At 67.3% G+C, this 23,863-nt stretch carries 20 protein-coding genes; 13 read left to right on the forward strand and 7 right to left on the reverse strand.

Going from position 1 to position 23,863, the window contains the following annotated elements:
- Nucleotides 1-15: 15 nt before the first annotated feature.
- From Q0Q36_RS04670 to Q0Q36_RS04695, 6 genes are all read right to left on the reverse strand, one after another.
- A complete protein-coding gene (locus tag Q0Q36_RS04670; RefSeq protein ID WP_293795931.1) occupies nucleotides 16-2,256 on the reverse strand; it encodes a hybrid sensor histidine kinase/response regulator in 2,241 nt (746 codons plus the stop codon).
- A complete protein-coding gene (locus Q0Q36_RS04675) occupies nucleotides 2,253-2,945 on the reverse strand; it encodes a chemotaxis protein CheW (protein ID WP_293795933.1) in 693 nt (230 codons plus the stop codon). Before Q0Q36_RS04675 ends, Q0Q36_RS04670 begins: the two co-directional genes overlap by 4 nt.
- Complete coding sequence (locus tag Q0Q36_RS04680) at nucleotides 2,945-4,216, reverse strand: protein-glutamate O-methyltransferase CheR (RefSeq protein ID WP_293795935.1); 1,272 nt, start codon at nucleotides 4,214-4,216, stop codon at nucleotides 2,945-2,947. The genes Q0Q36_RS04675 and Q0Q36_RS04680 overlap by 1 nt, the downstream gene beginning before the upstream one ends.
- On the reverse strand, nucleotides 4,216-4,680 hold the full coding sequence (locus Q0Q36_RS04685) for a chemotaxis protein CheW (protein WP_293795936.1): 465 nt from the start codon (nucleotides 4,678-4,680) through the stop codon (nucleotides 4,216-4,218). Before Q0Q36_RS04685 ends, Q0Q36_RS04680 begins: the two co-directional genes overlap by 1 nt.
- Nucleotides 4,681-4,706: 26 nt before the next feature.
- Complete coding sequence (locus Q0Q36_RS04690) at nucleotides 4,707-6,344, reverse strand: methyl-accepting chemotaxis protein (RefSeq protein ID WP_293795937.1); 1,638 nt, start codon at nucleotides 6,342-6,344, stop codon at nucleotides 4,707-4,709.
- A 159-nt stretch (nucleotides 6,345-6,503) separates the two neighbouring features.
- Complete coding sequence (locus tag Q0Q36_RS04695; protein ID WP_293795939.1) at nucleotides 6,504-7,781, reverse strand: FAD-binding oxidoreductase; 1,278 nt, start codon at nucleotides 7,779-7,781, stop codon at nucleotides 6,504-6,506.
- A gap of 139 nt (nucleotides 7,782-7,920) precedes the next feature.
- Between Q0Q36_RS04695 and Q0Q36_RS04700 the strand changes: the two genes are divergently transcribed.
- The 6 genes from Q0Q36_RS04700 to Q0Q36_RS04725 all read left to right on the forward strand — a co-directional run bounded on the left by Q0Q36_RS04700 (nucleotide 7,921) and on the right by Q0Q36_RS04725 (nucleotide 15,150).
- On the forward strand, nucleotides 7,921-8,799 hold the full coding sequence (locus Q0Q36_RS04700) for a MurR/RpiR family transcriptional regulator (RefSeq protein ID WP_293795940.1): 879 nt from the start codon (nucleotides 7,921-7,923) through the stop codon (nucleotides 8,797-8,799).
- 60 nt (nucleotides 8,800-8,859) lie between these two features.
- Nucleotides 8,860-10,419 (forward strand): ABC transporter substrate-binding protein, encoded by a 1,560-nt coding sequence (locus Q0Q36_RS04705; RefSeq protein ID WP_293795941.1) that lies wholly within the window; start codon nucleotides 8,860-8,862, stop codon nucleotides 10,417-10,419.
- 33 nt (nucleotides 10,420-10,452) lie between these two features.
- On the forward strand, nucleotides 10,453-11,385 hold the full coding sequence (locus Q0Q36_RS04710) for an ABC transporter permease (protein WP_293795943.1): 933 nt from the start codon (nucleotides 10,453-10,455) through the stop codon (nucleotides 11,383-11,385).
- Complete coding sequence (locus Q0Q36_RS04715; RefSeq protein WP_293795944.1) at nucleotides 11,382-12,227, forward strand: ABC transporter permease; 846 nt, start codon at nucleotides 11,382-11,384, stop codon at nucleotides 12,225-12,227. Before Q0Q36_RS04710 ends, Q0Q36_RS04715 begins: the two co-directional genes overlap by 4 nt.
- A 39-nt stretch (nucleotides 12,228-12,266) precedes the next feature.
- The gene (locus Q0Q36_RS04720) at nucleotides 12,267-13,754 is read left to right on the forward strand and encodes a M81 family metallopeptidase (RefSeq protein ID WP_293795946.1); all 1,488 of its coding nucleotides are present in this window, start codon (nucleotides 12,267-12,269) and stop codon (nucleotides 13,752-13,754) included.
- Between the two features lie 172 nt (nucleotides 13,755-13,926).
- Complete coding sequence (locus Q0Q36_RS04725; RefSeq protein WP_293795948.1) at nucleotides 13,927-15,150, forward strand: MFS transporter; 1,224 nt, start codon at nucleotides 13,927-13,929, stop codon at nucleotides 15,148-15,150.
- A 212-nt stretch (nucleotides 15,151-15,362) separates the two neighbouring features.
- Here Q0Q36_RS04725 and Q0Q36_RS04730 read toward each other — a convergent pair whose 3' ends face one another.
- Complete coding sequence (locus Q0Q36_RS04730) at nucleotides 15,363-16,109, reverse strand: superoxide dismutase (RefSeq protein WP_293795950.1); 747 nt, start codon at nucleotides 16,107-16,109, stop codon at nucleotides 15,363-15,365.
- A 281-nt stretch (nucleotides 16,110-16,390) separates the two neighbouring features.
- Here Q0Q36_RS04730 and Q0Q36_RS04735 point away from each other — a divergent pair, with 281 nt between their 5' ends.
- The 7 genes from Q0Q36_RS04735 to Q0Q36_RS04765 all read left to right on the forward strand — a co-directional run bounded on the left by Q0Q36_RS04735 (nucleotide 16,391) and on the right by Q0Q36_RS04765 (nucleotide 23,863).
- Complete coding sequence (locus tag Q0Q36_RS04735; protein ID WP_293795952.1) at nucleotides 16,391-17,863, forward strand: methyl-accepting chemotaxis protein; 1,473 nt, start codon at nucleotides 16,391-16,393, stop codon at nucleotides 17,861-17,863.
- A 56-nt stretch (nucleotides 17,864-17,919) separates the two neighbouring features.
- Nucleotides 17,920-18,387, forward strand: a complete 468-nt coding sequence (locus tag Q0Q36_RS04740) for a PleD family two-component system response regulator (protein ID WP_293795954.1) — start codon at nucleotides 17,920-17,922, stop codon at nucleotides 18,385-18,387.
- Nucleotides 18,388-18,510: 123 nt separating this feature from the next.
- Nucleotides 18,511-18,792: an STAS domain-containing protein gene (locus tag Q0Q36_RS04745; RefSeq protein WP_293795955.1), complete on the forward strand. Its 282-nt coding sequence runs from the start codon at nucleotides 18,511-18,513 to the stop codon at nucleotides 18,790-18,792.
- 6 nt (nucleotides 18,793-18,798) lie between these two features.
- Nucleotides 18,799-19,158, forward strand: coding sequence for a response regulator (locus tag Q0Q36_RS04750; protein WP_257731518.1), 360 nt, complete (start codon nucleotides 18,799-18,801; stop codon nucleotides 19,156-19,158).
- Between the two features lie 10 nt (nucleotides 19,159-19,168).
- Nucleotides 19,169-21,475 carry a chemotaxis protein CheA gene (locus Q0Q36_RS04755; protein ID WP_293795958.1) on the forward strand — a complete coding sequence of 769 codons (2,307 nt, stop codon included), beginning with the start codon at nucleotides 19,169-19,171 and terminating at the stop codon, nucleotides 21,473-21,475.
- Nucleotides 21,472-21,984 carry a chemotaxis protein CheW gene (locus Q0Q36_RS04760; protein ID WP_265055591.1) on the forward strand — a complete coding sequence of 171 codons (513 nt, stop codon included), beginning with the start codon at nucleotides 21,472-21,474 and terminating at the stop codon, nucleotides 21,982-21,984. The genes Q0Q36_RS04755 and Q0Q36_RS04760 overlap by 4 nt, the downstream gene beginning before the upstream one ends.
- Before the next feature lie 64 nt (nucleotides 21,985-22,048).
- Nucleotides 22,049-23,863, forward strand: a complete 1,815-nt coding sequence (locus Q0Q36_RS04765) for a methyl-accepting chemotaxis protein (protein WP_293795960.1) — start codon at nucleotides 22,049-22,051, stop codon at nucleotides 23,861-23,863.

The following is a 23,863-nucleotide window of genomic DNA, read 5'->3' on the forward strand; positions in this document are numbered from 1 at the left end:
AGCGCATGCTCTGATTCATGGTTCGCCGATCAGATCGACGACCGCATGGATCAAAGTTTCGTCGTGGAAGCTGCCTTTGGTCAAATAGTAATCCGCGCCGGCATCGAGCCCGCGGCGGCGATCCTCTTCGCGATCCTTATAGGAGACGATCATCACCGGCAGGTTGCGCAGGCCGGGGTCGCGCTTGATCAGGGTGACGAGCTCGATGCCGTCCATGCGCGGCATGTCGACATCAGTCACGACGAGGTCGAACGTATCGGAGCGGACCGCGTTCCAGCCGTCCATGCCGTCGACGGCGACCTCGACCTCGAAGCCGTGATGGTCGAGCAGCTTGCGCTCCAATTCGCGCACCGTCAGCGAATCGTCGACGACGAGGACGCGCTTGCGCCGCTTCTGACCGGCGCGCGTGACGCTGCGTTCGAGCGTCCGGAGGCGCCCACCGGAAACAAGCTTCTCCATCGAGCGGATCAGGTCCTCGACATCGAGGATAAGAACCGGCGAACCATCATCCATTAGTGCCGCAGCGCTGACATCCTTGACCTTGGCGAGGCGCGGATCGAGCGGCCGGACCACGAGTTCGCGCTCGCCGAGGAACCGGTCGACGATCAGCGCATAGAGATTGTCGCCTTCGCCGACGACCACCGTCGGCAGTTCCGCCTCGCCGGCAGCCGCTTCGCCGCGGCCGAGAATCTCATGGGCGGTGACGAGGCCGACTTGCTGCTCGCCGTGACGAAAATGCGGGCGGCCTTCGAGCAGTTCGATCTTGTCGCGTGGCAGCCGCAAGGCGCGCGCGATTGCGGTCAGCGGCAGGGCATAAGGCTCGCCGTCGATCTCGACGAGGAGGGCGCGGATCACCGATAGCGTCAGGGGGAGCTGGAGCTGGAAGCGGGTGCCGATGCCCGGCTCGGAGATGACGGTGACTTGGCCGCGGACCTGCCGGACCATGGCCTGCACGGCATCGAGCCCGACACCGCGGCCCGAGATGTCGCTAACCGTCGCCTTCATCGAGAAGCCGGGCAGGAAGAGGAATTCGAGCAGTTCCTCCTCGCTGAGGTTCCAGACTGTCTCGGCCGTGGTCAGGCCACGCGCCAGCGTCGCTTGCCGGAGCGCGTCGAGATCGATGCCGGCGCCATCGTCCGAGATGATGATCTGGAGCAGGCCGGCATTGTGCCGGGCTTCGAGCCGGATCAGGCCCTCGGCCGGCTTGCCGGCGGCGCGGCGCTGCTCGGGTGCCTCGATGCCGTGATCGACGGCGTTGCGCAGGAGATGGCCGAGGGGGGCATCGAGCTGGTCGAGGATGTCGCGGTCGATACTGGTGGCGCCGCCCACGATGTCGAGGCGCACCGCCTTGCCCAGCGCGCGGCCGATATCGCGGATATTGCGCTGGAAATGGCGGACGCCGTCCTCGAAGGGCCGCATCCGGCTCGCCAGCGTCTCGTCGTAGAGCCGGTTGGCGAGATCGGTCGCGCGCCGGTCGACCGTGTCCATCTCGTCGAGGCGCTGGGCGAGGAGCGCCTGGCCTTCGGCCAGCTTGAGCTGCGCCGTCACCAGCGCCTGCGCGGCACGGTCATCGGCATCGGCCGGCATCGCGGCGCGCAGGTCCTCGAAGCTCTTGCCGAGCTCGGTCTGGATGCGCCGCAATCGCAGCAGGCCGTCATTGAAGGGCCGCAGTCGGCGCGCCGACATCAGAGACTCGCCGGCGAGGCCGAGCAGACGGTTCAGACTGTCGGCGGTGACCCTGACCATGCGCTCGCCGGTTGCGCCATCCGCCCCCGGTATGGTCGTTTCTAGTGGGGCGGGCGGTGCTTCGGGGGGCGGTTCCGTGTCGGCGGCGACGGCATCCGGCGGGGCCAAGTCCGTTTCGTCGGAAGCCCGGTGGAGGCTCTGCGCGAAGGCTTCGAGGCGGCCCTTCGTCTGCGCTTCAGGTTCGCCCGCTCCGGCGGCGATCGCGGCGAGGAGGTCGATGCCTTGCAGAAGCGTGTCGATATGGGCGCGACTCAGCCGGATTTTTCCGTTCTGGGCCGCGACGAGACATTCCTCCATCTCGTGCGCGATCTGAACGGCCGGCGAGAGGTCGATGATGCGGGCGGCGCCTTTCAAGGAATGAGCGGCCCGCATGCAGGCTTCGAGGTGGGCGGCGGCGGTCGGGTCGCGCTCCAGCGCCAGCAGGCCGGCGGTGAAGGCCTGCGACTGCGATGCAAGCTCCGCCCGAAACAGGTCGAGCATGGAGAAGTCGCTGAGGTCCTCGCCGCTCATGCGATGCTCCGGTCGATCAGCGCGAGCAGGCGCCCGGCATCGAGGCAACCGACCGCGCGCCCTTTCCAGGGGATCATCGTCGCGACGACGCTCGCTGCCGAGCGGCCGACCGTTGCGGGAACGGCGCCCCGCTCATGGGCACGATAGGCGTGGAGGCCGTGGACCTCGTCGACCTCGAAGGCGACATGTTGCGCCCCCTCGCCGGTGACGACAAGGCGGGGGAAGACGGCGATCCGTTCGGCGCCGCGCACTGCGGCCGCCGCTCCGATACCGAGCAGGGCGGGCAGCGAGACGCAAATGAGGAGTTCACCCCGGACATTGACGATGCCGCGGACGGCTTCGCTGCGGCGATGCGGGAGGGAGTGGATCGGGCGCGGCTCGGCGATCTCGCGGCAAATCGTGGCCGGCAGGCCGAGCCATTCCTCGCCGATGCGGAAGATCAGGACGCTGTCGATCTCCTCGCCTTGGGGTGCCTTCTCGTCGGGCTTGGCGAAATGCAGCGTCCAGTCGTCGCGATAGCCTGGCGGCAAGGGACGGTCGAGCAGCTTGCGGGCGATCTGCGCATGGGTCGGGCAGTTGCGGCAGTGGAGATGCTCCTCCAGCTCCGGGCAGGAGCGGTCGCCGCTGACGCCGATCTCGCGCCAGCACTCATCGATCTCGCCGGAGGTCGGATGGGGATCAGCGGACATCAGGTGCCGCTCCGCTTCGCCAGCCGGTCGAGCCGGTCGGCCAGCGCCTTGGCGCCGCTATGGTCGCCGAGGCGTTGCTGGAGCAGCCTGAGCTGGGCCAGCGCGCGCTGATGGTCCGGGGCGAGATAGAGCGCCTTGCGGTAGTTTCGCATCGCGTCCTCCGCCGCGTCGGCCGCGTCATGGGCGAGCCCCAGCCAGTAGAACGCATCGGGTGACGGGCCGAATTCGGCGATATGGCGTTCGGCTGCCGCATGAACCTCGGTCAGGCGCCCGGCATCGGCGGCGCGCTCGATCTCGGTCAGGCTCGCTGCCGCCCGATCCGGCCGCAATGCCGTTGGCTGAGCGGGAGCCGCCTTCTGCACGAAGGGGCGCGGAGCCGGTCGCGGCGCGGTCGTCTGCGGCACAGGGGCAGCCTTGGCCGGCGCGGGCCGCGGCTTTCGCATCGCCGGTCGTTCGGCGGATTTCGCGTGCGCGGCTTGTGCCTTGATGAAGGCGAAGGCCCGCGGGAAGCGCACCGATGTGAAGCCGAGCAGGAGCGGCAGGCCTGACTCGGCCGGGCCGACCAGCAGCAGGCCGTCATCGGCCAGCATCTGCCTGAGCCGGGTCAGCGCCGCGCCTTGCGTCTCGCGATCGAAATAGATCAGCAGATTCCGGCAGAAGGCGACATCGTAGGCCTCCGGGCCGGTCTGCGTTGCTGCGGAGAGCACGTTGCCGAGGCGGAAGTGGACCTGCCGACGGATGATGTCATGCGGCCTGAAGCCACCCTCGCAAGCCTCGAAATAACGGTCGCGGAACGCGATGTCGGCCCCGCGGAAGGAGTTCTTGCCGTAGATGGCGCGTTCGGCATGGGTGAGATTGCGGCTGCTGACATCGATCGCGTCGATCTGGAAGCTGCCATCCGGGAAGCCGGCATCGAGCAGGGCCATCGCGATGGAATAGGGCTCCTCGCCGGTCGAACAGGGCAGGCTGAGCAGCTTCAACGGGCGATTGCAGCTCCGGTGCTCGCGCAGATGCCGGACCATCGCGCCGAAGGCCTCGCGGTCGCGGAAGAACCAGGTCTCGGGGACGATGACGGCGTCGATGAGCTCCTGCCGCTCGGCCGGGCTTTCGACCACGAAAGCCCAGTAGGCGTGGAGATCGCGGATGGCACAGGCCGCCATCCGCCGCTTCAGGGCATGGCGGATCACGGAGGCGCCGACCGTCTCCATGCTCAGGCCGATGGTCTCCTTGAGCAGCTTCTCGAAATCCCGGATCGGAGCGGTCTCGTCCATCACAGCTCCGCCGCTTGCTGACGGAACAGGATGTCGCGGATTTCGGGCGTGAGCAGGGCTTCCCCTCGTACCCATTGGATCAGCCCGCGCTCGTCGCTGGCGACCGGCCCGAGATAGGGCGGCATGCCGGCCTCGACGCCGGATGCGGTGAAGTCGGCCGGATCGCGCTCGACGGTCTCGACGGCCTGCTCGACCAGCAGGCCAAGGAGATCGTCCTGGCCGGGGCCGGAGGGGTAGCGCAGCAGGATGATGCGGGTGCTCAGGCGCGGTTCGGCCGGGCGCCCGAGCGCCAGGAGCGCGAGGTCGACGACGGGTACGGGCCGGCCGCGATAGCTGATCGCGCCGGTCACGCCTCTGGGCGCGCCGGGCAGTTGCTTGGTCGCGAGCAGCGGCAGCACGGCCTCGACCTGCCCGGTCTCGAGCACGTAGCGGTCCCGCCCAAGCTGGAACATCAGAAACAGCATCCCGCGGTTCCGTTCCGCCTTTCGTGTCAGGCGCGCAGCTTGAAGCGCGAGATCGAGCTGCGCAGCCCGTTCGAGACCTGATTGAGCTCGTCGATGGCCAAGGTCGACTGCTGCAGCGATTCCACCGTCTGCTGCGCGGCCTCGCTGAGCTGGGACAAGGCTTCGCTGATCTGGCCCGCGCCGGTCGCCTGCGCCTGCATGCCTTCATTGGCGCCCTCGAAGCGCGGCACCAGCCCCTGGACCTGCTCGATGATCTCCGAGAGCTGGCCGCCGACCTGCTGTACCTCCTGCATACCGCGGCGGGCCTCCTCGGAGAACTTGTCCATGCCCATCACGCCGGCCGCGACGGCCGACTGGATGTCCTTGACCATCTGCTCGATATCGTAGGTCGAGACGGCCGTCTGGTCGGCGAGGCGGCGGATCTCGGTCGCGACGACGGCGAAGCCACGGCCGTATTGCCCAGCCTTTTCCGCCTCGATCGCGGCATTGAGCGAGAGCAGGTTGGTCTGGTCGGCAACCTTGGTGATGGTGGTGACGACCTGATTGATGTTGCCCGCCTTCTCGCTGAGGATCGCGAGCTTGGCATTGATGGCGCCGGCGGCCTCCATCACCTGCCGCATCGTGCTCTCCATGCGTGCGAGCCCGGCCTGCCCGCCATTGGCGAGCGTCGCGGTCTGCTCGGCGACGGCCGAGACCTCGTCCATCGTATGGGCGAGCTCGTTGGAGGTGGCGGAGATCTCCTTGGCAGTCGCGCCGATCTCGGTCGTCGTGGCGGCGATCTCGTTGGCCGTCGCCTGCTGCTCCTTGGAGGTCGCGGCGACCTCGGTGATCGAGGTGTTGACCTGGATGCTCGACTTCTGAATCTGGCCGATCAGCCCGGCGAGATCGTCCGCCATGACGTTGACGCCGTCGGCGAGCGTGCTGAACTCGTCGCGCCGCTCCAGCGTCAGGCGCTCGCTGAAATCGCCGCGCCGCATGTGGTCGACGATGCCGAGCAGCTTGCCGAGCGGCATCGTGATCGCCCGGAACAGCAGGACACCGCAGAGGATCGCGAGGACGAGCGCGACCACGAAGCAGACAAGCAGGCCGAGCTCGGCGGAGCGGATGATGCTGACGATCTTGCGGGTCGAGACATCGGCCTCGGATTTATTGAAATCGACCATATCACGCAGCGTGCCGCGCATCCTGGCGGCGATCGGGTCGAGATCGCTGCGGATGGCGGCGGATTGATCGATGGCCTGACCGCTGGCGCTCGACTGCTTGCCGGTTGCGATAATGGCGTCCTCCGCTGCCGCGAACTGGTCGACGAGCTGTGTGGCCGTGGCATGGTTGCGCCGGTCGGTATCGCTATCGACCGTGCCTTCATAGGATTTCAGCAGCTCGCGCACGCGCGCCCGATTGGCGAGGATCGCTTCGCTGGCCTGGTTCTTGGCCGTTGCATTGTCCGCCTGCGCCATGTCGCGGGACAGCCGGGTGCTGTCAGACCAGACCACCATCAGCTGCGCGCTGTAGTAGAGGCTGGGGACGGTGTTGGTCTCGACGTCGATGACCTCCCGCTCGGTCTGCAGGAACCAGAAATAGCTGGCGCCGGCCATGGCGGTCATCACCGCGAGGATGGCGGCGAAGCTGATCAGGATGCGACGGCGTATCGTCAGGCTCTTCATCGTTCAATCCATCGTCACGATGCGCAGCAACGGGCGACCGAGCCAGCTGCATGAGCTGAATCGTTCGCAGATCATCGTTAGCGAGGAGTTATTGCGTCTCCGTTGCGGAAACGCGTCGAATGAAGGCGGTGGACAGTGGCGACGGGGCCGCCGCCCGGATCAAGCAGTGCGGGCCGCGGGAAGGAAGCGCTCGGCTGCAAAGGGGGCGGGGTCGCAGAGCGTCGGCGCGCCGGTCATCATTTCCGCGAGCAGGCGGCCGGTGGCGGGGCCGAGCGTGAAGCCGTGATGGGCGTGGCCGAAGGCGAACCAGAGGCCATGATGGCGCGGGGCGGCGCCGATGATAGGCAGCATGTCGGGCAGGCAGGGGCGGGCGCCGCGCCAGGGCTCGGCGTCGAGGCGGCGGCCCAGCGGCATGATCCGCCGCGCGATGCGCTCGGCCCGGTCGAGCTGCCAGGAATCCGATGGCTCATCGCGTCCGGCCAGCTCGATGCCCGTGGTCAAGCGGACGCCGCGTTGCATGGAAGTCAGCACGAAGCCGGCCTGGGCATCGCAGAGCGGATGCCGCGGCGCCGTCTCGGCAGCGCTCTCGTAATGCATGTGGTAGCCGCGCTTGAAGCCGATCGGGAAGCGATAGCCGAAGCGCTCGACGAGATCGTTCGACCAGGGGCCGAGGGCGATGACGGTTTCGGGGGCGTGCCATTGGGCACCATCGGCTGACAAGCGCCATCCCTGGCCTTCCTGGCACAGGCTGGCCGCATCAGCCGGCTTCAGCAGACCGCCGCGCGCGACGAACAGCGCCGCATAGGCACGTGTCACCGCGCCGGGATCGCTGACGGTAACGGGGTCGCGCCAGTGCACGGCGCCGGCGACCGCGCCGTCGAGCAGGCTGGGCTCGAGACAGCGCAACGCGTCGTCGTCGAGCAGATCATAGCTGAGGCCATAGGCGGCGAGTTCCGCCGCGCCCCGGGTCGCCGCGTTGAGCCCTTGCCGGGTGCGGTAGAGCTCGATCCAGCCTTCGCCCCTCATCAGGGCCTCGGTGCCGGCGGCCTGCGTCCAGCGCCCGTGCTCGTCGATGCAGCGCTCGATCAGCGGCAGGATGGCCCGGCCGAGTTTGTCGAGCCGGTTCGGCGCCGAATTCCACCAGTAGCGCGCGAGCCAGGGCGCCATCCGCAGCAGCGTCGCCGGGCGATAGCGCACGGCGATGGAGCGGTTCGAGGCCAGGCTGATGAGCGCGTTGAGATCGCGCGGGAAGGCATAGGGCACGACCGAGGAGCGTTCGATCAGACCGGCATTGCCGTGGCTGGTCTCGGCGCCGGGCTCGCCGCGGTCGACGAGCAGCACCCGCCGGCCGCGCTCCTGCAGATGCAGCGCCACGCTGACGCCGACGATGCCAGCGCCGAGCACGATCACATCGGCCTGTTCAGTCGCGGTCGCCATCGTCGCTGGAATCCTCCCCATCAGCCTGGAATAGGCGCAGCGGAAGCGAGCCTCAACTAGGTCATTTTTGCAAGAAAATAAAAATCATTTGACAGTCTGAAAGAAAAATTTCTTCATCTCCCGGAGCGCGGGAGTGCCGATGTCGCAGACGCTTCGCCAGAGATTGCAGGCTTGCCTGGCCAACGGCTCCAGGGCCGACAAGGCGCTCGCGAGCTATATGCTGGCGCAAATGCCAAGCCTGCCCTTCGAGACGGCGGCGAGTCTGGCCGAGAAGGTCTCGCTCAGCGAGCCGACCGTTGGGCGCTTCTGCCGGACGCTCGGCTACAAGAGTTTGAAGGACCTCAAGGCCAGCCTCGCCGAGGAGATCGGCGACAGGCCCTGGTTGATCAGCGACCGGCTGCGCGATTTCCAGCAGCGCAGCCTCGCCGGCGACGATCAGTTGGCGCGCAGTCTCCAGCTCGAGATCGCCGGGCTCGTCCGCATCTACGAGCTTGCCCAGAGCGAGGAGTGGAAGCGCGTCGCCCGCCGGCTGGCGACGGCCTCGTCGGTCTATGTCACGGGTTTCCAGACCGAGCGCGGGCTCGCGCAATACCTCGCCAACCAGCTCCAGTATCTGCGCGACGGCGTGCATCTGGCCGATCTCGCGGCCGGGAATTTCTCGGAGCTCCTGCTCTCGGCCGAGAAGGAACGCTGCCTCGTGATCTTCGAGGCGCGGCGCTATTCGCGCATGGCCAAGGTGCTGGCCGAGCAGGCGAAGACGGCGGGCATCAAGACCACGCTCATCACCGATTCCTTCTGCGACTGGGGGCAGGGGCTCGTCGACGAGATGCTGGTCGTCTCGACCGAGTTCAACCTGTTCTGGGACTCGACCGCCCAGATGGCGAGCCTGAGCAACCTGCTGATCAACGCGGTCTTCGTCGAGCTCGGCCCACAGGTCGAGCAACGCCTGAACCGGATGGCCGAGCTCTACGGCCGCTTCACCGGCCATGTCGGGGACAGTTCCGGCCCGCTCGGCTGACGGCCGCGATCAAAGTTTTTCGCAACATCTCGAAACAAAAGGGGAAGCGGGATGAAGACGATGATGAAGGGGAGCATCCTGGCGCTGGGCCTGTCGGCGCTCGCCGCCTCCACGGCGCTGGCGCAGGAGGCCACGTTCGTGATGACCGCGCGCCTCGTCGGCGCGCCGACCTACAACCCGATCAAGGCGACGAAGCTCAATACGGCAACGACGCTGATCTACGACCGGCTGGTGGTGCAGGATGCCGACCAGAGCTTCCACGGCCAGCTCGCGACCTCCTGGGAAACGAGCCCGGACGGCATGCTCTGGACCTTCAAGCTGAAGCCCGGCGTGACGTTCCACAACGGCGAGCCGTTCAACGCCAAGACGATCGAATGGTGGGTGCCGCAGTTCAAGGGCACCGAGAACGCCTTCACCGTCGAGGCTATCGACAAGGTCGAGGTTGTCGACGACCTGACCGTGCGCTTCCACATGAAGAATCCCGACCCGAACCTGCTGTTCAACCTCGCCAGCTCCTTCATGTGCGTGCCGGAGCCGAAATCCTACGCGGCGCTCGGCGACAAGTTCGGCGTGACCGAGGCGATCGGCACCGGCCCCTACAAGATGCAGCAGTTTACGGTGGGCCAGCAGACCGTCCTGACCCGCAACGACGACTATAAATGGGCCTCCGACCTCTCGAAGAACCAAGGGCCGGCCAAGTTCAAGAAGCTGACCTTCCGCGAGATCGGCGAGGAATCGACCGCCTATCTCGAACTCAAGACCGGCGGCGCCGACCTGCTCGTCAACGTCCCCACCGACTTCCTGCCGCGCATCCAGGCCGACAAGGCGGTGAAGCTCGTGACCATCCCCGGCAACGAGGTGGTCTATATGCCGATCAACACCAGCGTCGAGCCGTTCACCGACATCAAGGTGCGCGAGGCGACGGCCTTCGCCATCAACCAGAAGGAAATCCTGACCAGCCTCTATGGCGGCAACGGCGCCGTCGCCGACACCTTCCTGATCTCCTCGCTGAAGGAGGCGCAGGTCGATCCCAAATATAAGATCTCCTACGATCCCGAGCGCTCGAAGAAGGCGTTCGAGGCGGCGGGCTGGAAGCCGGGGCAGGACGGCATCCGCGTCAAGGACGGCAAGCGCCTCGAGGTGAAGCTCTGGGCCCAGAACGGGACCGAGTTCAAGCGCCTCGCCGAGATCGTCCAGGCGCAGCTCAAGGCGGTCGGCATGCAGGCCGATATCAGCATCATCGATGCCGGCTCGATCAACGCGCAGTACCGCAAGAAGACCGAGCACCAGCTCGCGGTGCGCGCCTATCAATGGACCAATGCGGATATCGTCGACTGGTTCTTCGCGGCCAAGCGTGCCGGCTATCCCAATGTCTCGATGTTCAACGATCCCGAAGCGGAGAAGCTCAACGACATCGCCATGACCAAGTCGAAGACCTGGGACGAGCGCGTCGCGAACTTCACCAAATACCATGAGTACGTGCTGTCGCAGTATCCGTTCGCACCGATCTATCAGCCGGTGCAGAGCGTGGCCTATGGCAAGCGCGTCACCATGCCCGAGACGATCCGCGGCACGGGCTTCTACGGTCCGACCATGCTCGACATCGCGCCGGCCAACTGAGCCGGGACGACAGACCTTGCAGGAGATCGATCCTTGCTGCGCTTCGCGATCCGGCGCCTCGCCATGCTGGTGCCGGTCTTCCTCGCCGTCTCGCTGGTGATCTTCATGATCATCCATCTCGTGCCGGGCGACCCGCTGGAGCATCTGATCCAGGTCGGCTCCTCGCCCGAGCAGCGGGCGCAGATGATCGCGCGCTACGGGCTGGACCAGCCGCTGCTGGTCCAGTACGGGCGCTGGCTCGCCAAGGTCGTCACCGGCGATCTCGGCGACGCCATCGTGATGCGCCAGCCGGTCTCGCAGCTCATCGCCGAGAACATGCCGCACAGCCTCGCGCTCGGCGGCACGGCGCTGCTCTTCTCGACGACGGTGGGGATCGTCACGGGCGTGCTCGCGGCCTCCTTCCGCGACAGCCTGTTCGACCGGGCGGTGATGGGCTTCATCCTGCTCGGCTCGACGCTGCCGAGCTTCTGGCTGGCGCTGCTGATGATCCTGATGTTCGCGGTGCAGTTCGAATGGTTCCCGGTCTCGGGGGCGCGGACATGGGACGCGCTGGTACTTCCGGCGCTGACCATCGGCATCGGCGGCACGGCGCTGATCGCACGCGTCACCCGCGCTGCCATGGTCGAGATCTCGCAGCGCGATTTCGTACGCGTGCTGCAGGCCAAGGGCGTGCCGTTCTGGCGCATCCAGCTCCGGCACGTGCTGCAGCAGGCCATGCTGCCGGTGATGACCATTCTCGGCCTGCGCATCGGCTGGATTTTGGGTGGTGCGGTCACGGTCGAATATGTCTTCGCCCGGCCGGGGCTCGGCTCGCTGCTGATCACGGGGCTTGGACAGCGCGACTATCCGCTGGTGCAGGGCTGCCTGCTGATGCTGGCGATCGCGGTGATGCTCGGCACGCTGATCGGCGATCTCGCCCAAGCGGCGCTCGATCCGCGCCTGCGTGAAGCGATGGGTGCACGATGAGCCGTTCGTCCCTCGCCGGCCGCATCCTCCGTTCACCGCGCGGCGCGATCTGCGCGTTGTTTCTGCTTGCGCTCGTGCTGTGCGCGATCTTTGCACCCTGGATCGCCCCTTACGACTATGCCGCGCAGAAGCTCTCCATGGCCAACACGCCGCCGTCAGTCGCGCATTGGCTCGGCACCGACGAGTTCGGACGCGACCTGCTCTCGCGCATCATCCAGGGCGCGCGGACCTCGCTCAGCGTCAGCGTGCTCTCGATTGCCTTGTCGGTGCTGATGGGCGCGACGCTCGGCGCCGCCGCCGGCTATTTCGGCGGCATCTTCGACAAGGTCGTCACCGTCTTCGTCGATCTGACCTGGTCCTTCCCGGAAATCCTGCTGGCGCTGATCCTGATCGCGATCCTGGGACCCGGGCTGCACTCGACGGCGATCGCCATCGCGATCGCCTATCTCGCGCAGTTCACCCGGCTGACGCGGGCACAGGTGATGGCGCTGAAGGGCGAGCTCTTCGTCGATGCGGCGGTGACGGCGGGCGCACGCCCGGCCCGCGTGCTCTTCCTGCATCTCCTGCCGAATGCGATGACGCCGGTCATCGTCGCCGGAATGCTGGCGACAGGCGATGCGATCGTGCTCGAAGCGACGCTCGGTTTCTTCGGACTCGGCGCGCAGCCGCCCGTGCCAAGCTGGGGCGCGATGATGAGCTCCGGCACCGCGCAGATCTTCATTGCGCCCTGGATCATCATCTTTCCCGGCCTCGTCATCGCCACGGCCGTCATCGCCATCAATGTCTTCGGCGACGCCTTGATCGAGGCGCTCGATATCCGCCGCCCGCTGCGGGACGGCTGAAGTTCCGCAACAACTCGCGAAAGCAGCCAGAGGAACGCCATGAGCTTCACCGTCCTGACCGCCGAGTTCTCGCATGAGAGCAACACCTTCAGCCGCTGCCCGGCGGATTACGCCGCCTTCACGGATCGCGGCATCAGCCTTGGAGAGGAGGCGATCGCTGCGCGGGGCGAAGCCAACACGCCGATCGCCGGTTTCCTCGATATCGGCCGCCCGGCCGGCTGGAACGTCATCCACGCGATCAGCGCCGCAGCGCAGCCGTCCGGCCCGGTGACGCGCGATGCATTCGACCGCATTGCCGGCGTGATTGTCGAGACCGCAAAAGCCCATGCCGGCGAGATCGACGGCGTGCTGCTCGGCCTCCACGGCGCCATGGTCACGGAGTTCTGCGAGGACGGGGAGGGCGAATTGCTGGAGCGGGTTCGCGCCGTGCTCGGGCCTGACGTGCCGATCGGCATCACGCTCGATCCCCATGCCAACGTCACCCGCAAGATGACCGAGCTCGCCAATATCGTCGTCTCCTACAAGACCTATCCGCATGTCGACGTCCGCGAGACCGGCAAGCTTGCCGCCGGCATCCTGCAGCGGGCCATGAAGGGCGAGATCAGGCCGGTGACGCTGCGCGCCGAGCGGCCGATGCTGGAGGAGGTCAATGGCGGCCGCACCGATATCGGCCCGATGGTCGAGCGCATCGCCAAGGCCAAGGCCTATGAGAAAGAGGCCGGCGTCTTCGCGGTCAGCGTCAATGGCGGCTTCGGCAATGCCGATATCCACGAGGTCGGCCCGACCGTGCTCGTCACCTGCGAGGGCGAGCGCGAGAAGCATCAGGCCTTCGCCGAGGCAATGGTCGAGGACATGTGGCAGCGCCGCTTCGACGTGGTGACGCCCTTCCTTTCGGTCGAGGATGTGGTCGCGGAAGCGAAGACCTATGTCGCGACCAAGGGGCCTCTGATCATCGCGGATTATGCCGATAATCCAGGTGGCGGCGGCTATGGCGACGCGACCGGCCTGCTCAAGGGCATGATCGCGGCCGATCTGAAGGACGCCTGCTTCGGGCCGATGGTCGATCCCGAGGTCGCGGCCGAGTTGCGGAAGGGCAAGCCGGGCTCGACAGTCTCGGTCCGTCTTGGCGGCAAGGTCGATCCCGAGATCGGGGGCGGGCCGCTCGACCTCACAGGCACGCTCGTCAGCGTCAGCGACGGCGACTATACCGGCGACGGCCCGATGATCGGCGGTCTGCAGGCGAGCTGGGGCCCCTGTGCCGTGCTGCGTGTCGGCGATATCGAGATCCTCGTCACCACGATCCGCGCGCAGATGAACGACCTGCAGCAGTTTCGCGCCTTCGGCATCGACCCGGCAGCGAAGCGCGTCGTCGGGTTGAAGTCGATGCAGCATTTCCGCGCCGCCTTCGAGCCGATCGCCGGCAAGGTGATCGTCTGCGACAGCGGGGCGCTTTGCACGCCCGACCTCAGCAAGCTGCCCTATCGCCGGGTGCGCCGTCCGCTTTATCCGCTCGACAAGGTGGCGTGAGTCCGCGATTGCGGGTGCTCCGGTCCGGACGCCCGCCATCGGCCCATGCGGTACACGCAATGCTGTGGCGCCGGCTTATGAAATTGTACGCGTGCCGGTGATCGTCTAGAGCCTTCGGCCGCGTCACGAGGCGGGAATCGGCCTGCCGGAGACGCCGCGGGACTTAGCAGAGATGACCGTCAGCGCGCCGACCGCCTCCCTGCCGCAACGGGCCATGATGCCGGTGCTGATCGCGCTGAGCTTCACGCATCTGCTCAACGACATGATCCAGTCGCTGATCCCGGCGATCTATCCGATCATCAAGGAGGCCTATCGGCTCGATTTCGGCCAGATCGGCCTGATCACGCTGACCTTCCAAGTCGCGGCTTCGCTGCTGCAGCCGGCCGTCGGGCTCTATACCGACAAGCATCCGATGCCGTACTCGATGGTGGTCGGCATGGGCTTTACGCTCTCGGGGCTGATCGGGCTGGCCTATGCCGGCAGCTACGGCTTCCTGCTGCTCTCGGCGGCTTGCGTCGGCATCGGCTCCTCGATCTTCCACCCGGAAGCGACGCGCATGGCGCGTAATGCCTCGGGCGGTCAGCACGGGTTGGCACAGGGCATCTTCCAGGTCGGCGGGCAGACGGGCGGAGCGCTCGGGCCATTGCTCGCGGCCTTCATCATCGTGCCGCGCGGGCAGGGGAGCCTCGCCTGGTTCTCGGTCGCTGCGCTGGTCGCGATGATGCTGATGGTCTGGACCGCTGCGAGCTATGCAAGGCTTGACCGGGCGCGGCCGCCGAAGGCTGCTGCGGCAGCCGTTGCGCAGACCCGTCCGGGCAAGCGCTCGGTCGCCTTCGCGATCACCATCCTGATCATCCTGCTCTTCTCGAAGAACGCCTATTCTGCCAGCTTCTCCTCATTCTACACCTTCTACCTGATCGGCAAGTTCGGCATCTCCGTGCAGAACTCGCAGGTGATGTTGTTCCTGTTTCTCGCCTCCTCGGCGGCGGGCGCGCTGGCCGGCGGCATGCTGGGCGACCGGATCGGCCGCAACAAGATCATCTGGTTCTCGATCCTGGGCGCGCTGCCCTTCACGCTGATCCTGCCCTATGCCGACCTGTTCTGGACCGGCGTCCTGACGATCGTGATCAACCTGATCATGTCGAGCGCCTTCGCGGCGATCCTGATCTATGCGCTGGAACTGCTGCCCGGCCGCGTCGGGCTGGTCGGTGGCTTCTTCTACGGGCTGTCCTTCGGGCTGGGCGGTCTCGCTGCGGCTTTGCTCGGCGAGTTCGCCGACCATCTCGGCATCGAGATGGTCTACAAGCTCTGCTCGTTCATCCCGCTGATGGGCCTGCTCGCCTGGTTCCTGCCGCGGCTGAGCGAGGGAACGAAGGGCGCCAAGGTCGGGCATTAGTTCCGGGCATCGTCATGTTCGGACAGCGCGGGGAACCCTCTCCCATAGGGAGAGGGCAGGGTGAGGGGATGGCCGCTCACCAAGTTTGCTGTGATGTGGTCGCTGCGCGGCGGTGAGGCAGAGTTTTACTGGTCCAGGGGCCTACACCTCACCCCTGCCCCTCTCCCTACAGGAGAGGGGTTCCCCGCGCCCTTGTGGCCAGGCTTCAGCGCTCAGAGCGCGAGCTTACCGGCCTTGGCGGCGGCGTAGCGTTCGTTGACCTTCTTCCAGTCGACCACGTTCCACCAGCCCTTGAGGTAGTCGGCGCGGCGGTTCTGGTACTTCAGGTAATAGGCGTGCTCCCAGACGTCGTTGCCGAGCAGGACCATCTGTTTGTCCATGATCGGACTGTCCTGGTTCGGCTTGCCGAGCAGAGCGAGCTTGCCGGCCTTGTCGACGGTGACGAAGACCCAGCCGGAGCCGAAGACACGCAGGCCCGCCGCCTCGAAATCGGCCTTGAACTTGTCGAAGCCGCCGAGATCGCGCGTGATGGCTTCAGCCACCTCGCCGGTCGGCGCGCCGCCGGCACCCGGACCCATGATCTCCCAAAACATGCTGTGGTTGGCATGGCCGCCGCCATTGTTGCGGACGAGCGTGCGGATGCTCTCCGGCACCTGGCTGAGATCGGCGATGAGCTCCCCGACCGAGGCCTTGGCGATCATGCCATTGTCCTTGGCGGCATTGTTCAGTGCAGCGACATAGGCCGCGTGGTGGCGATTGTAGTGGATGTCCATCGTGGCCGCATCGATATGCGGCTCGAGCGCGTTGGCCTCATAGGCGCGCTTCGGCAGCGAGAACGGGCCGGCCGGTGCGGCGGGCGCAGCGGCCTGGGCCCAGACCTTCGGCGCGGCGGCGATGGCGAGAGTGGCAGCGCCGAGGCCGATCAGGCCGCGGCGGGAGAGGGCGGAAACTGCGGTCATGACGATCCTCCTGAAAATGTTCGGGCGGCGCGCGACACGGGGCGCGGTCGGGCCAGGGCGTCTTGGTTTCTTCCTGCTCAACGCGCGATGCCCGTCACGGGTCCGCTGTCGATCCGCGAGCTGTAGCACGAGAATGCGGAACGGTTGACCCTGGGGCAGGGATGCAGTCGCGCCGAGCGTATCGATTCTGGTAAATCGCCGGAAACGGCTCTTAACTTGCGATTTACCGCGTTTCTCTACGGTCTGGAAGGAATCCTGCCGGGTTGAAGGGGCGCCCCCGCATGCATGCACTGGCTCGCAAGCTCGATCTCCCCGTTCGCGAGGTGACGCCGGATCTTGCCGGCGAGCCGGTTGGGGCCGGCGCCGAGCGCGCGGTGCGCGAGATCGCAGCCCGCTTCGGCAAGCTCAGCGCCGAGATCACCGATATCGCAGGGCGCGTCGGCGACGTGACGCAGCAATTCGACAAGCAGACGGCGGGCCTGCGCCGGGTGGTCGGAGCTGTCGAGCAGGTTTCGCAGGCCAACAATGCGATCCGACAGGCGGCCGAGGGCGCGCAAGCTGCCGCCTCGGGGGTGCGCAACGGCCTGGAACGCGTGACGAAATCGGTCCGGCTCGGACTCAATGCGGCGCAGGCCGATATCGAGACCCTGTCCGAGGAAGCCCAGTCGATGTCGCAGGCGCTGGCGCAGGCTGTCGGCGACGCGCACAAGGCGCGGGCGTCGAGCGATGCGATCCAGTCGATCACGCGCGAGATCCAGCTCCTGTCGATCAATGCCGGCGTCGAGGCGGCGCGCAGCGGCGAGGCCGGCAAGGGCTTCGCGGTCATCGCGGCGGCCGTGAAGGCCTTGGCTGAACAGACCCGCGAGGCGACGGCGGCGAGCGCAGCCCAGCTCGACCTGCTGGTCAAGGCCGTCGATGCCGTCGCGCGCCGCAGCCAGGAGAATGCGCAGACGGCGCAGCGTGCGCAGGCGGGCAGCCAGACCATCTCGCAGCAGATCGGCGAGTTCGACAGCTTCGGCCGCTCGGTGGTCGAGCTGATCGGCGAGATCGAGGCGGTGTCGCGGCCGACGCGGGAGAATGCCGAGGCTTGTGCCAAGGCAGGGCAGGACCTTGCGGGCCTGGTCAGCGGGGTCGATGCCTCCACCGACAATCTCCAGCAGGCCGGGCAGCGCACCGAGGCGCTGGTCGCGATCAGCGAGGGCATACTCGGTTCGATCGCGGCATCGGGCGTGCGCACTGCCCAGTCGGAATTGATCGCGACGGCCATGGAGACGGCCAGCCGGATCGGCGAACTCTTCGAGGCGGCGCTGGCGCGCGGGGAGATCGGGCTCGCGGACCTGTTCGACGAGGCCTACCAGCCGGTGCGGGGCTCCGATCCCGTCCAGCACATGACGCGCTTCGTCGCGCTGACCGACCGGCTGCTGCCGCCGCTGCAGGAAGAGCTTCTGACCTCGAACGGGCGGATCGTGTTCTGCGCGGCTGTCGACCGCAACGGCTTCCTGCCGACGCATAACCGCAAATACGCGCAAGCCCAGGGCAGCGATCCGGTCTGGAACAATGCCAACTGCCGCAACCGGCGCATCTTCGACGACCGGACCGGGCTTGCCGCCGCGCGCAACCGCAAGCCCTTCCTGCTGCAGAGCTACCGGCGCGACATGGGCGGCGGGCAGTTCCTCGTGATGGAGGACTTGTCGGCGCCGATCATGGTCAAGGGCCGGCACTGGGGCGCATTCCGCTTCGGGCTCAAGGTCTAGTGCTTCGCCTGCGTGTAGCCAGTCGAGTTGAGTAAGCGAGTTCCCGAGCCAGCGCCATGCATATAGCGCCATCCTTTCCCAACCTGTCGGTGCTGCTCATCGATCCGAGCCCGCACTATCGCCGGATCGTGCGCACGATGCTGTATCAGGCGCAGCTCAATCGCATCTTCGAGGCGTCGGATCTCTCCTCGGCCGCCTCGACCTTCATCCAGAAGCAGCCCAACATCGTCATCCTCGACTGGGATATGCCCGAGGGCAACAGCGTCAAATGCCTGGCGGCGATCCGCTCCTTCAAAACATCGCCCTTCGCCAAGGCGCCGGTGCTGGTGATGATGGAGCGGCCCGACCGGCGCTCGGTCGTCCAGGCGGCGAAGCTCGGCGCGCATGAGATCGTCACCAAACCGATCTCGCCCAACAACCTCTGGCTGCATCTCTCCGGTGTGATCAACATGCCGCGGAAATACCGGGAAGCCGAGGGCAAGATCACGTTGGTGCCGCGCGCGATCAGCAACGCCATCTTCTGACTCTGGGGCGGGTGCGCGTGGTCTGCCGCGAAAACGCCAAGAGTATTGATGCGGCTGAACATATTTAGCGAAGTTTTTACCAGTTTGACGCGATGCTCCAGGCGCAATCCTGGGTCGCCCTTCATGGTCATCACCGTCTCGCTTCCCCCTTTCCTCGGCCGCTCCGAGGCCGCGACGTTCCGCAACCAGCTGTTGGTGGCGCTGGAACAGCGGGAAAGCATTGCCGTCGAGTGCGCCGAAGCGGGGCCTCTCCCCAGCTTGTGGATCCAGCTTCTTCATTCCGCAGCCACCAGCGCCGCCGCGCGGGGGCTTTCGGTCACGCTCAAGGCGGCTTCCGAGGAATGCCGCGAATCCATGCGGGCGATCGGCTTCGATGCCGCTCACAGCGCTCTCGTTCTGGAGTGATCAGGTATGAAAATCCTGGCGATCGACGATACCAAGACCCTGCTCAGCCTGCTCAGCCTGACGCTCCGCAATGCCGGCCATGAAGTGGCGGAGGCCGAGAACGGCGAGGACGGCCTGACCAAATTCGACCAGTTTCGCCCCGATCTCGTCATCACCGACCTGAACATGCCGATCATGGACGGCATCGAGTTCACGCGCGCCTGCCGCTCGCGCCCGGCCGGGCAGAACACGCCGATCATCGTGCTGACCACCGAGAACGGCGCCGAGATCAAGGCCGAGGGCCGCCGTGCCGGCGCCAGCGCCTGGATGGTCAAACCCTTCGAACCCAACACGCTGCTCGGCCTCGTCGCGCGCTACCAGAACTGAAGGTCGGCCGATGGATCCGTTGGCAGAACTCAAGCAGACCTTCTTCCAGGAATGCGAGGAGCTCCTCGGCGCGCTGGAGCTGAAGCTCCAGGCTCTCGACGAGGGCTCCACCGATCCTGAGGACGTCAATGCCGCCTTCCGCGCCATTCACTCGATCAAGGGTGGCGCGGGCGCCTTCGGCTGCACGGAGCTGGTCGGCTTCGCGCATGTCTTCGAGGCTTCGCTCGACCATCTGAGGTCCGGCCGCGTCGCCATCGAGGATGCGCCGTTCACCCTGTTCCTGCGCTGCGCCGATGCCGTCGCCGATCTCGTCTCGGCCGCGCGCAACGACGAGCCCGCGACCGAGCGGCCCGACCTACTGGCTGCATTGGAGCAGGTCGGCAAGGAGCCGCAGGCGCCCGTCGCCGCGCCGCCGTCGGCTCCCGCCCCGGCTACGCCTGCAGCCGACAACGACGCGCCTATCGGCATCGCCGCGCTCGGCAACCTCCTTGCCATGGTCGAGGCGAAGACCGCGGCTCCCGCTCCCGCAGCCTCGGATGACGGCTGGGACGACGAGCCTGCCACTGCTCCGGCCCCTGCTGCCGGCAAGCCCGGCCGCGACGTGCAATTGCGCATCACGCCGGAGCAGGACCTGTTCCGCCGGGTGATCGAGCCGCGCGTCGTGCTCGGCTCGCTGCCGGCCGACGACATCGTCTCGATCCGCTGCGACCTCAGCCATGTGCCGCCGCTCGAGAGCCTCGACGTCAGCGATTGCTGGATGCGCTTCGACGTGGCGCTGCGCACCGAGCTCTCGGTCGAGGACCTGCACGGCCGCTTCGATTTCAGCCTCGCGAACGAGGAATTCGAGATCAATTTCGCTGAGGCGGCTGTCATCGAAGCTCCGCGGGTCGTGGAAGCGCCGGCTGCCGAGCCGGAAGTCTCCAGCGCCGTTGCCGCCGACCTCTCCGCGATCCTCGCCAAACTCGGCGCTGCTACGGAAGCGGCGAAGGAGCCCGATATCCAGCCCGAGCCGGCTCCGGTCGCTGCTCTCGCACCTGTCGCCGCAGTCGAGGCGCCGGTCGCTGCCCGTGCGGCCCCGCGCGCGCCTGTCGCCGCCGACACCTCGGCGCGCCAGCGCCAGGCGGTCAGCGTGCGCGTCGATCTCGACCGCATCGACAAGCTGATGAACCTCGTCGGCGAGATCGTCATCACCCAGTCGATGCTGGTCGAATGCGTGCGCTCGCTGCCCTATGACGTCCACGCCAAGACCGCCGAGGGCATGCTGACGCTGTCGCGCCAGACGCGCGAATTGCAGGACCATGTCATGGCGGTCCGCGCGCAGCCGGTGAAGGCCGTGTTCCAGCGCATGCCGCGCCTGGTTCGCGAGCTCGCGCAGACGCTGGGCAAGGAAGTCCGCCTGGTCCTGGAAGGCGAGAACACCGAGGTCGACAAGACCATCATCGAGGAGCTCGCCGATCCGCTGACCCATATGATCCGCAACTCGATGGATCACGGGCTGGAGACGCCGGACGAGCGCGTCGCCGCGGGCAAGCCGCGCGAGGGCGTCATCAAGCTGATCGCCGAGCATCGCGCCGGCCGCATCGTCATCTCCGTGACCGATGACGGACGCGGCATCGGCCGCGACCGGCTGCTGGCCAAGGCCCGCTCGCGCGGCCTCGTCGGCTCCGACGAGAAGCTCGCGCCGGAGGAGATCGACCAGCTCATCTTCGCTGCCGGCCTGTCGACCGCCGAGGTCATCAGCGACGTGTCGGGCCGCGGCGTCGGCATGGACGTCGTGCGCCGCAACGTCGAATCTCTGGGCGGGCGCATCAGCGTCGACTCGGAGCCGGGGCGCGGCTGCAAGTTCACGCTCGCCCTGCCGCTGACGCTCGCCGTGCTCGAGGGCATGGTGATCCGCTGCGGCGACGACCGCTATGTCATCCCGATCGCGTCCGTCATCGAGACGCAGCACCTCGCCTCGACCCCGATCGAGCGGCTGCCCTTCGGCCAGGAAGTCCTGCGCTGGCGCGGCGAGGTCACGCCGCTGTACCGGCTGGGCGACGTGATGGGTTCGATGGGCCAGACCCACGAGAACATCGTCATCATCGCCGAGACCGAGCGCGGCAACAATGTCGGCATCGCCGTCGACGAGATCGTCGGCCAGCAGCAGGTCGTCGTGAAGAGCCTCGAGGCGAATTACGGCGCGGTCAACGGTGCCTCGGCGGCGACGATCCTCGGCGACGGCCTCGTCGCCCTGATCCTGGATATCGACTCGATGCTGCGGCTTGCCGCGTCCGGCAGCCGTCCCCCTCAATCTGACCTCAAGATGGCTGGATGACCATGAGCCTCCAACTCGGCGAAAAGCACTTCTCGTCGGCGCAGCCTGAATCGGCCGCGCGCCGGATCGTGACCTTCAAGGTCGGCGATCGCACCTTCGGCATTGATGTCGGCATGGTCCGCGAGATCAAGGGCTGGCAGGCGACGACGCCGCTGCCGCATGCGGCCCCGCATGTGCGCGGCGTCCTCAATCTGCGCGGCGTCATCCTCGCGGTCTACGACCTGCGCACCGCGATCGGGCTCGGCGCCACCGAGGCGACCGCGACCCATGTCATCGTCGTCGTCGATGTCGAGGACAAGACCGCCGGCCTGCTGGTCGACTCGGTCTCGGACATCGTCGACGTGCCGGTTTCCGCGGTTCGCCCTGCTCCCGACCTGGAGCGCGACGAGCACGGCCTGATCGAAGGCCTCGTCCTGCTCGACACCGATATCGTCGCGCTGCTCGACCTCGCGGCCGTGATCCGCGACGGCGGCGCCGAGGCCCAGATCAAGACCAGCCGGGCCGCCTGACATCCCGAGACCAGCCCGAGCGTAGCGTTCAAAAGCGGGCGAGAACAAGAAACGATCGAACCATATGGGCAGCGCGCTCGGCCCCTTCTCACGTCTCTCGGTCAGCCAGCCGCTGCTTGCCGCCGGCTCGGCGGCGCTCGCCGGCAGCCTGGCATCCTATGCCGCCGTCACCGGGGCGCCCGCCATGGGCGCTGCCGCGGTGACGGCGGTTGCGCTTCTGGGTGGCCTTGCCGCCTGGGGGACGACCCGCCCGCTCGCGCGCGGTGCCGCGGCTGCGGCCCGCCTGGCCGAGAATGGCGAGATCGCGCTGTCCGATACATCCGGATCAGGCGAAGGGGCTGAGCTGTCGCGCGCGCTCGCGTCGATCCAGGAGCAGACCCAGGAGGCCGAAAGGCTGCGGGCCGCGCTCGACCATGGCCGTGCCAGCGTCATGCTCTGCGATCCCGCCGGCCGTGTCGTCTATGTCAGCAAGGCCCTGCTGCGCTTCTTCGGCGAGGCGCAGGAGGATTTCCGCGCGGCCTTTCCGGGCTGCTCGGCCAAGGACATGCTGGGCCGCGTCATGGAGCGCGTACAGGGCGAGCATCAGCCGGACGGTGGCCGGCCGGTGCGCCTGACGCTCGGCCGCCGCACGATCTGCCTAACCTTGACCGCCATGGTGCGCGGCGACGGTCGCAGTCTCGGCACGGCCGTGGAGTGGCGCGAGATGACCGGCGATCTCAGGCTCGCCGCCGAGATCGTGGCGCTGGTCGAGGCGGCCGAGGCCGGCGACTTTTCCCATCGTCTGTCTTCGGAGGGGCAGCCGCTGCCGCTCGGCCACGCGGTCAAAGGGTTGAACCGGATCAATGCCGCCCTCGAAGGCACCGTCGACCAGATGGCCCATGCCGTCGCGGGGGTGACTGAGGGCGATTTCAACCGGCATATCCCGGTGACCAGCCAAGGCAGCCTGGGGTTCCTGCAGGACAGCCTCAACGAAGCCTTCGGCCATGTCGGGGCGACGCTGGCGACCATACGCGACAGCGCGGGCCGGGTTTCGCATGCCGCGGCCGAGGTCGGTGCGGTGACGAGCCAGCTTGCGGCGGGCGCCGGGCAGGCCGCAGCCGATCTCGGCGAAGCTTCGGCGGCTGCCGAGCAGGTCACGGCTTCGGTCGGGCGCAGCAGCCTGCGTACCCGCGAGGCCGGCGATATCGCCGGCGAGACGATGAGCGTCGCGAAGCTGGGGCAGGGCGTCGTGACCCGCGCCGTCGGCGCGATCGAGCGCATCGAAAGCTCGTCGCTGAAGATTTCCGAGATCGTCGGCGTGATCGACGAGATCGCCTTCCAGACCAATCTGCTTGCGCTGAATGCCGCCGTCGAGGCGGCGCGCGCGGGCGATGCCGGCAAGGGCTTCGCCGTGGTCGCCTCCGAAGTGCGCTCGCTGGCGCAGCGTTCGGCGCAGGCCGCCAAGGACATCAAGGGATTGATCGCCTCGTCGAACGGGCAGGTCGCCGAGGGCGTCGGCTTCGTGCGCGAAACCGGCAAGGCGCTGGAGCGCATCGTCGCGGCGGCAAGCAAGGTCTCGACGACCGTCTCGGATATCTCCGCCGCGACGACGGAGCAGGCGCAGGGCGCCGGCGAGATGGGGCGCAGCGTCGCCAAGATGGACAAGGGCGTCAGGCAGAATGCCGAGCTTGCCGGGCGCAGCGCCGAGGCGGCGGCCGCGCTCGCCGATCAGGCGGCGGCGCTGCACGCCTATGTCGAAACATTCAATGGCGGCCATGCCGGAGCCAATGGCGTGCCGTCGCAGCGACGCAGCATGATGCAGGCCGCTCCGCAGCCGCAGCGGGCGGTGTCGCAGCCCCAGCCGCGCCGCGTCGCCGCCGGTGGCCGTATGGGGATTTGA

This window comes from uncultured Allobosea sp. (assembly GCF_945957345.1).
Classification (GTDB): Bacteria; Pseudomonadota; Alphaproteobacteria; order Rhizobiales; family Beijerinckiaceae; genus Allobosea.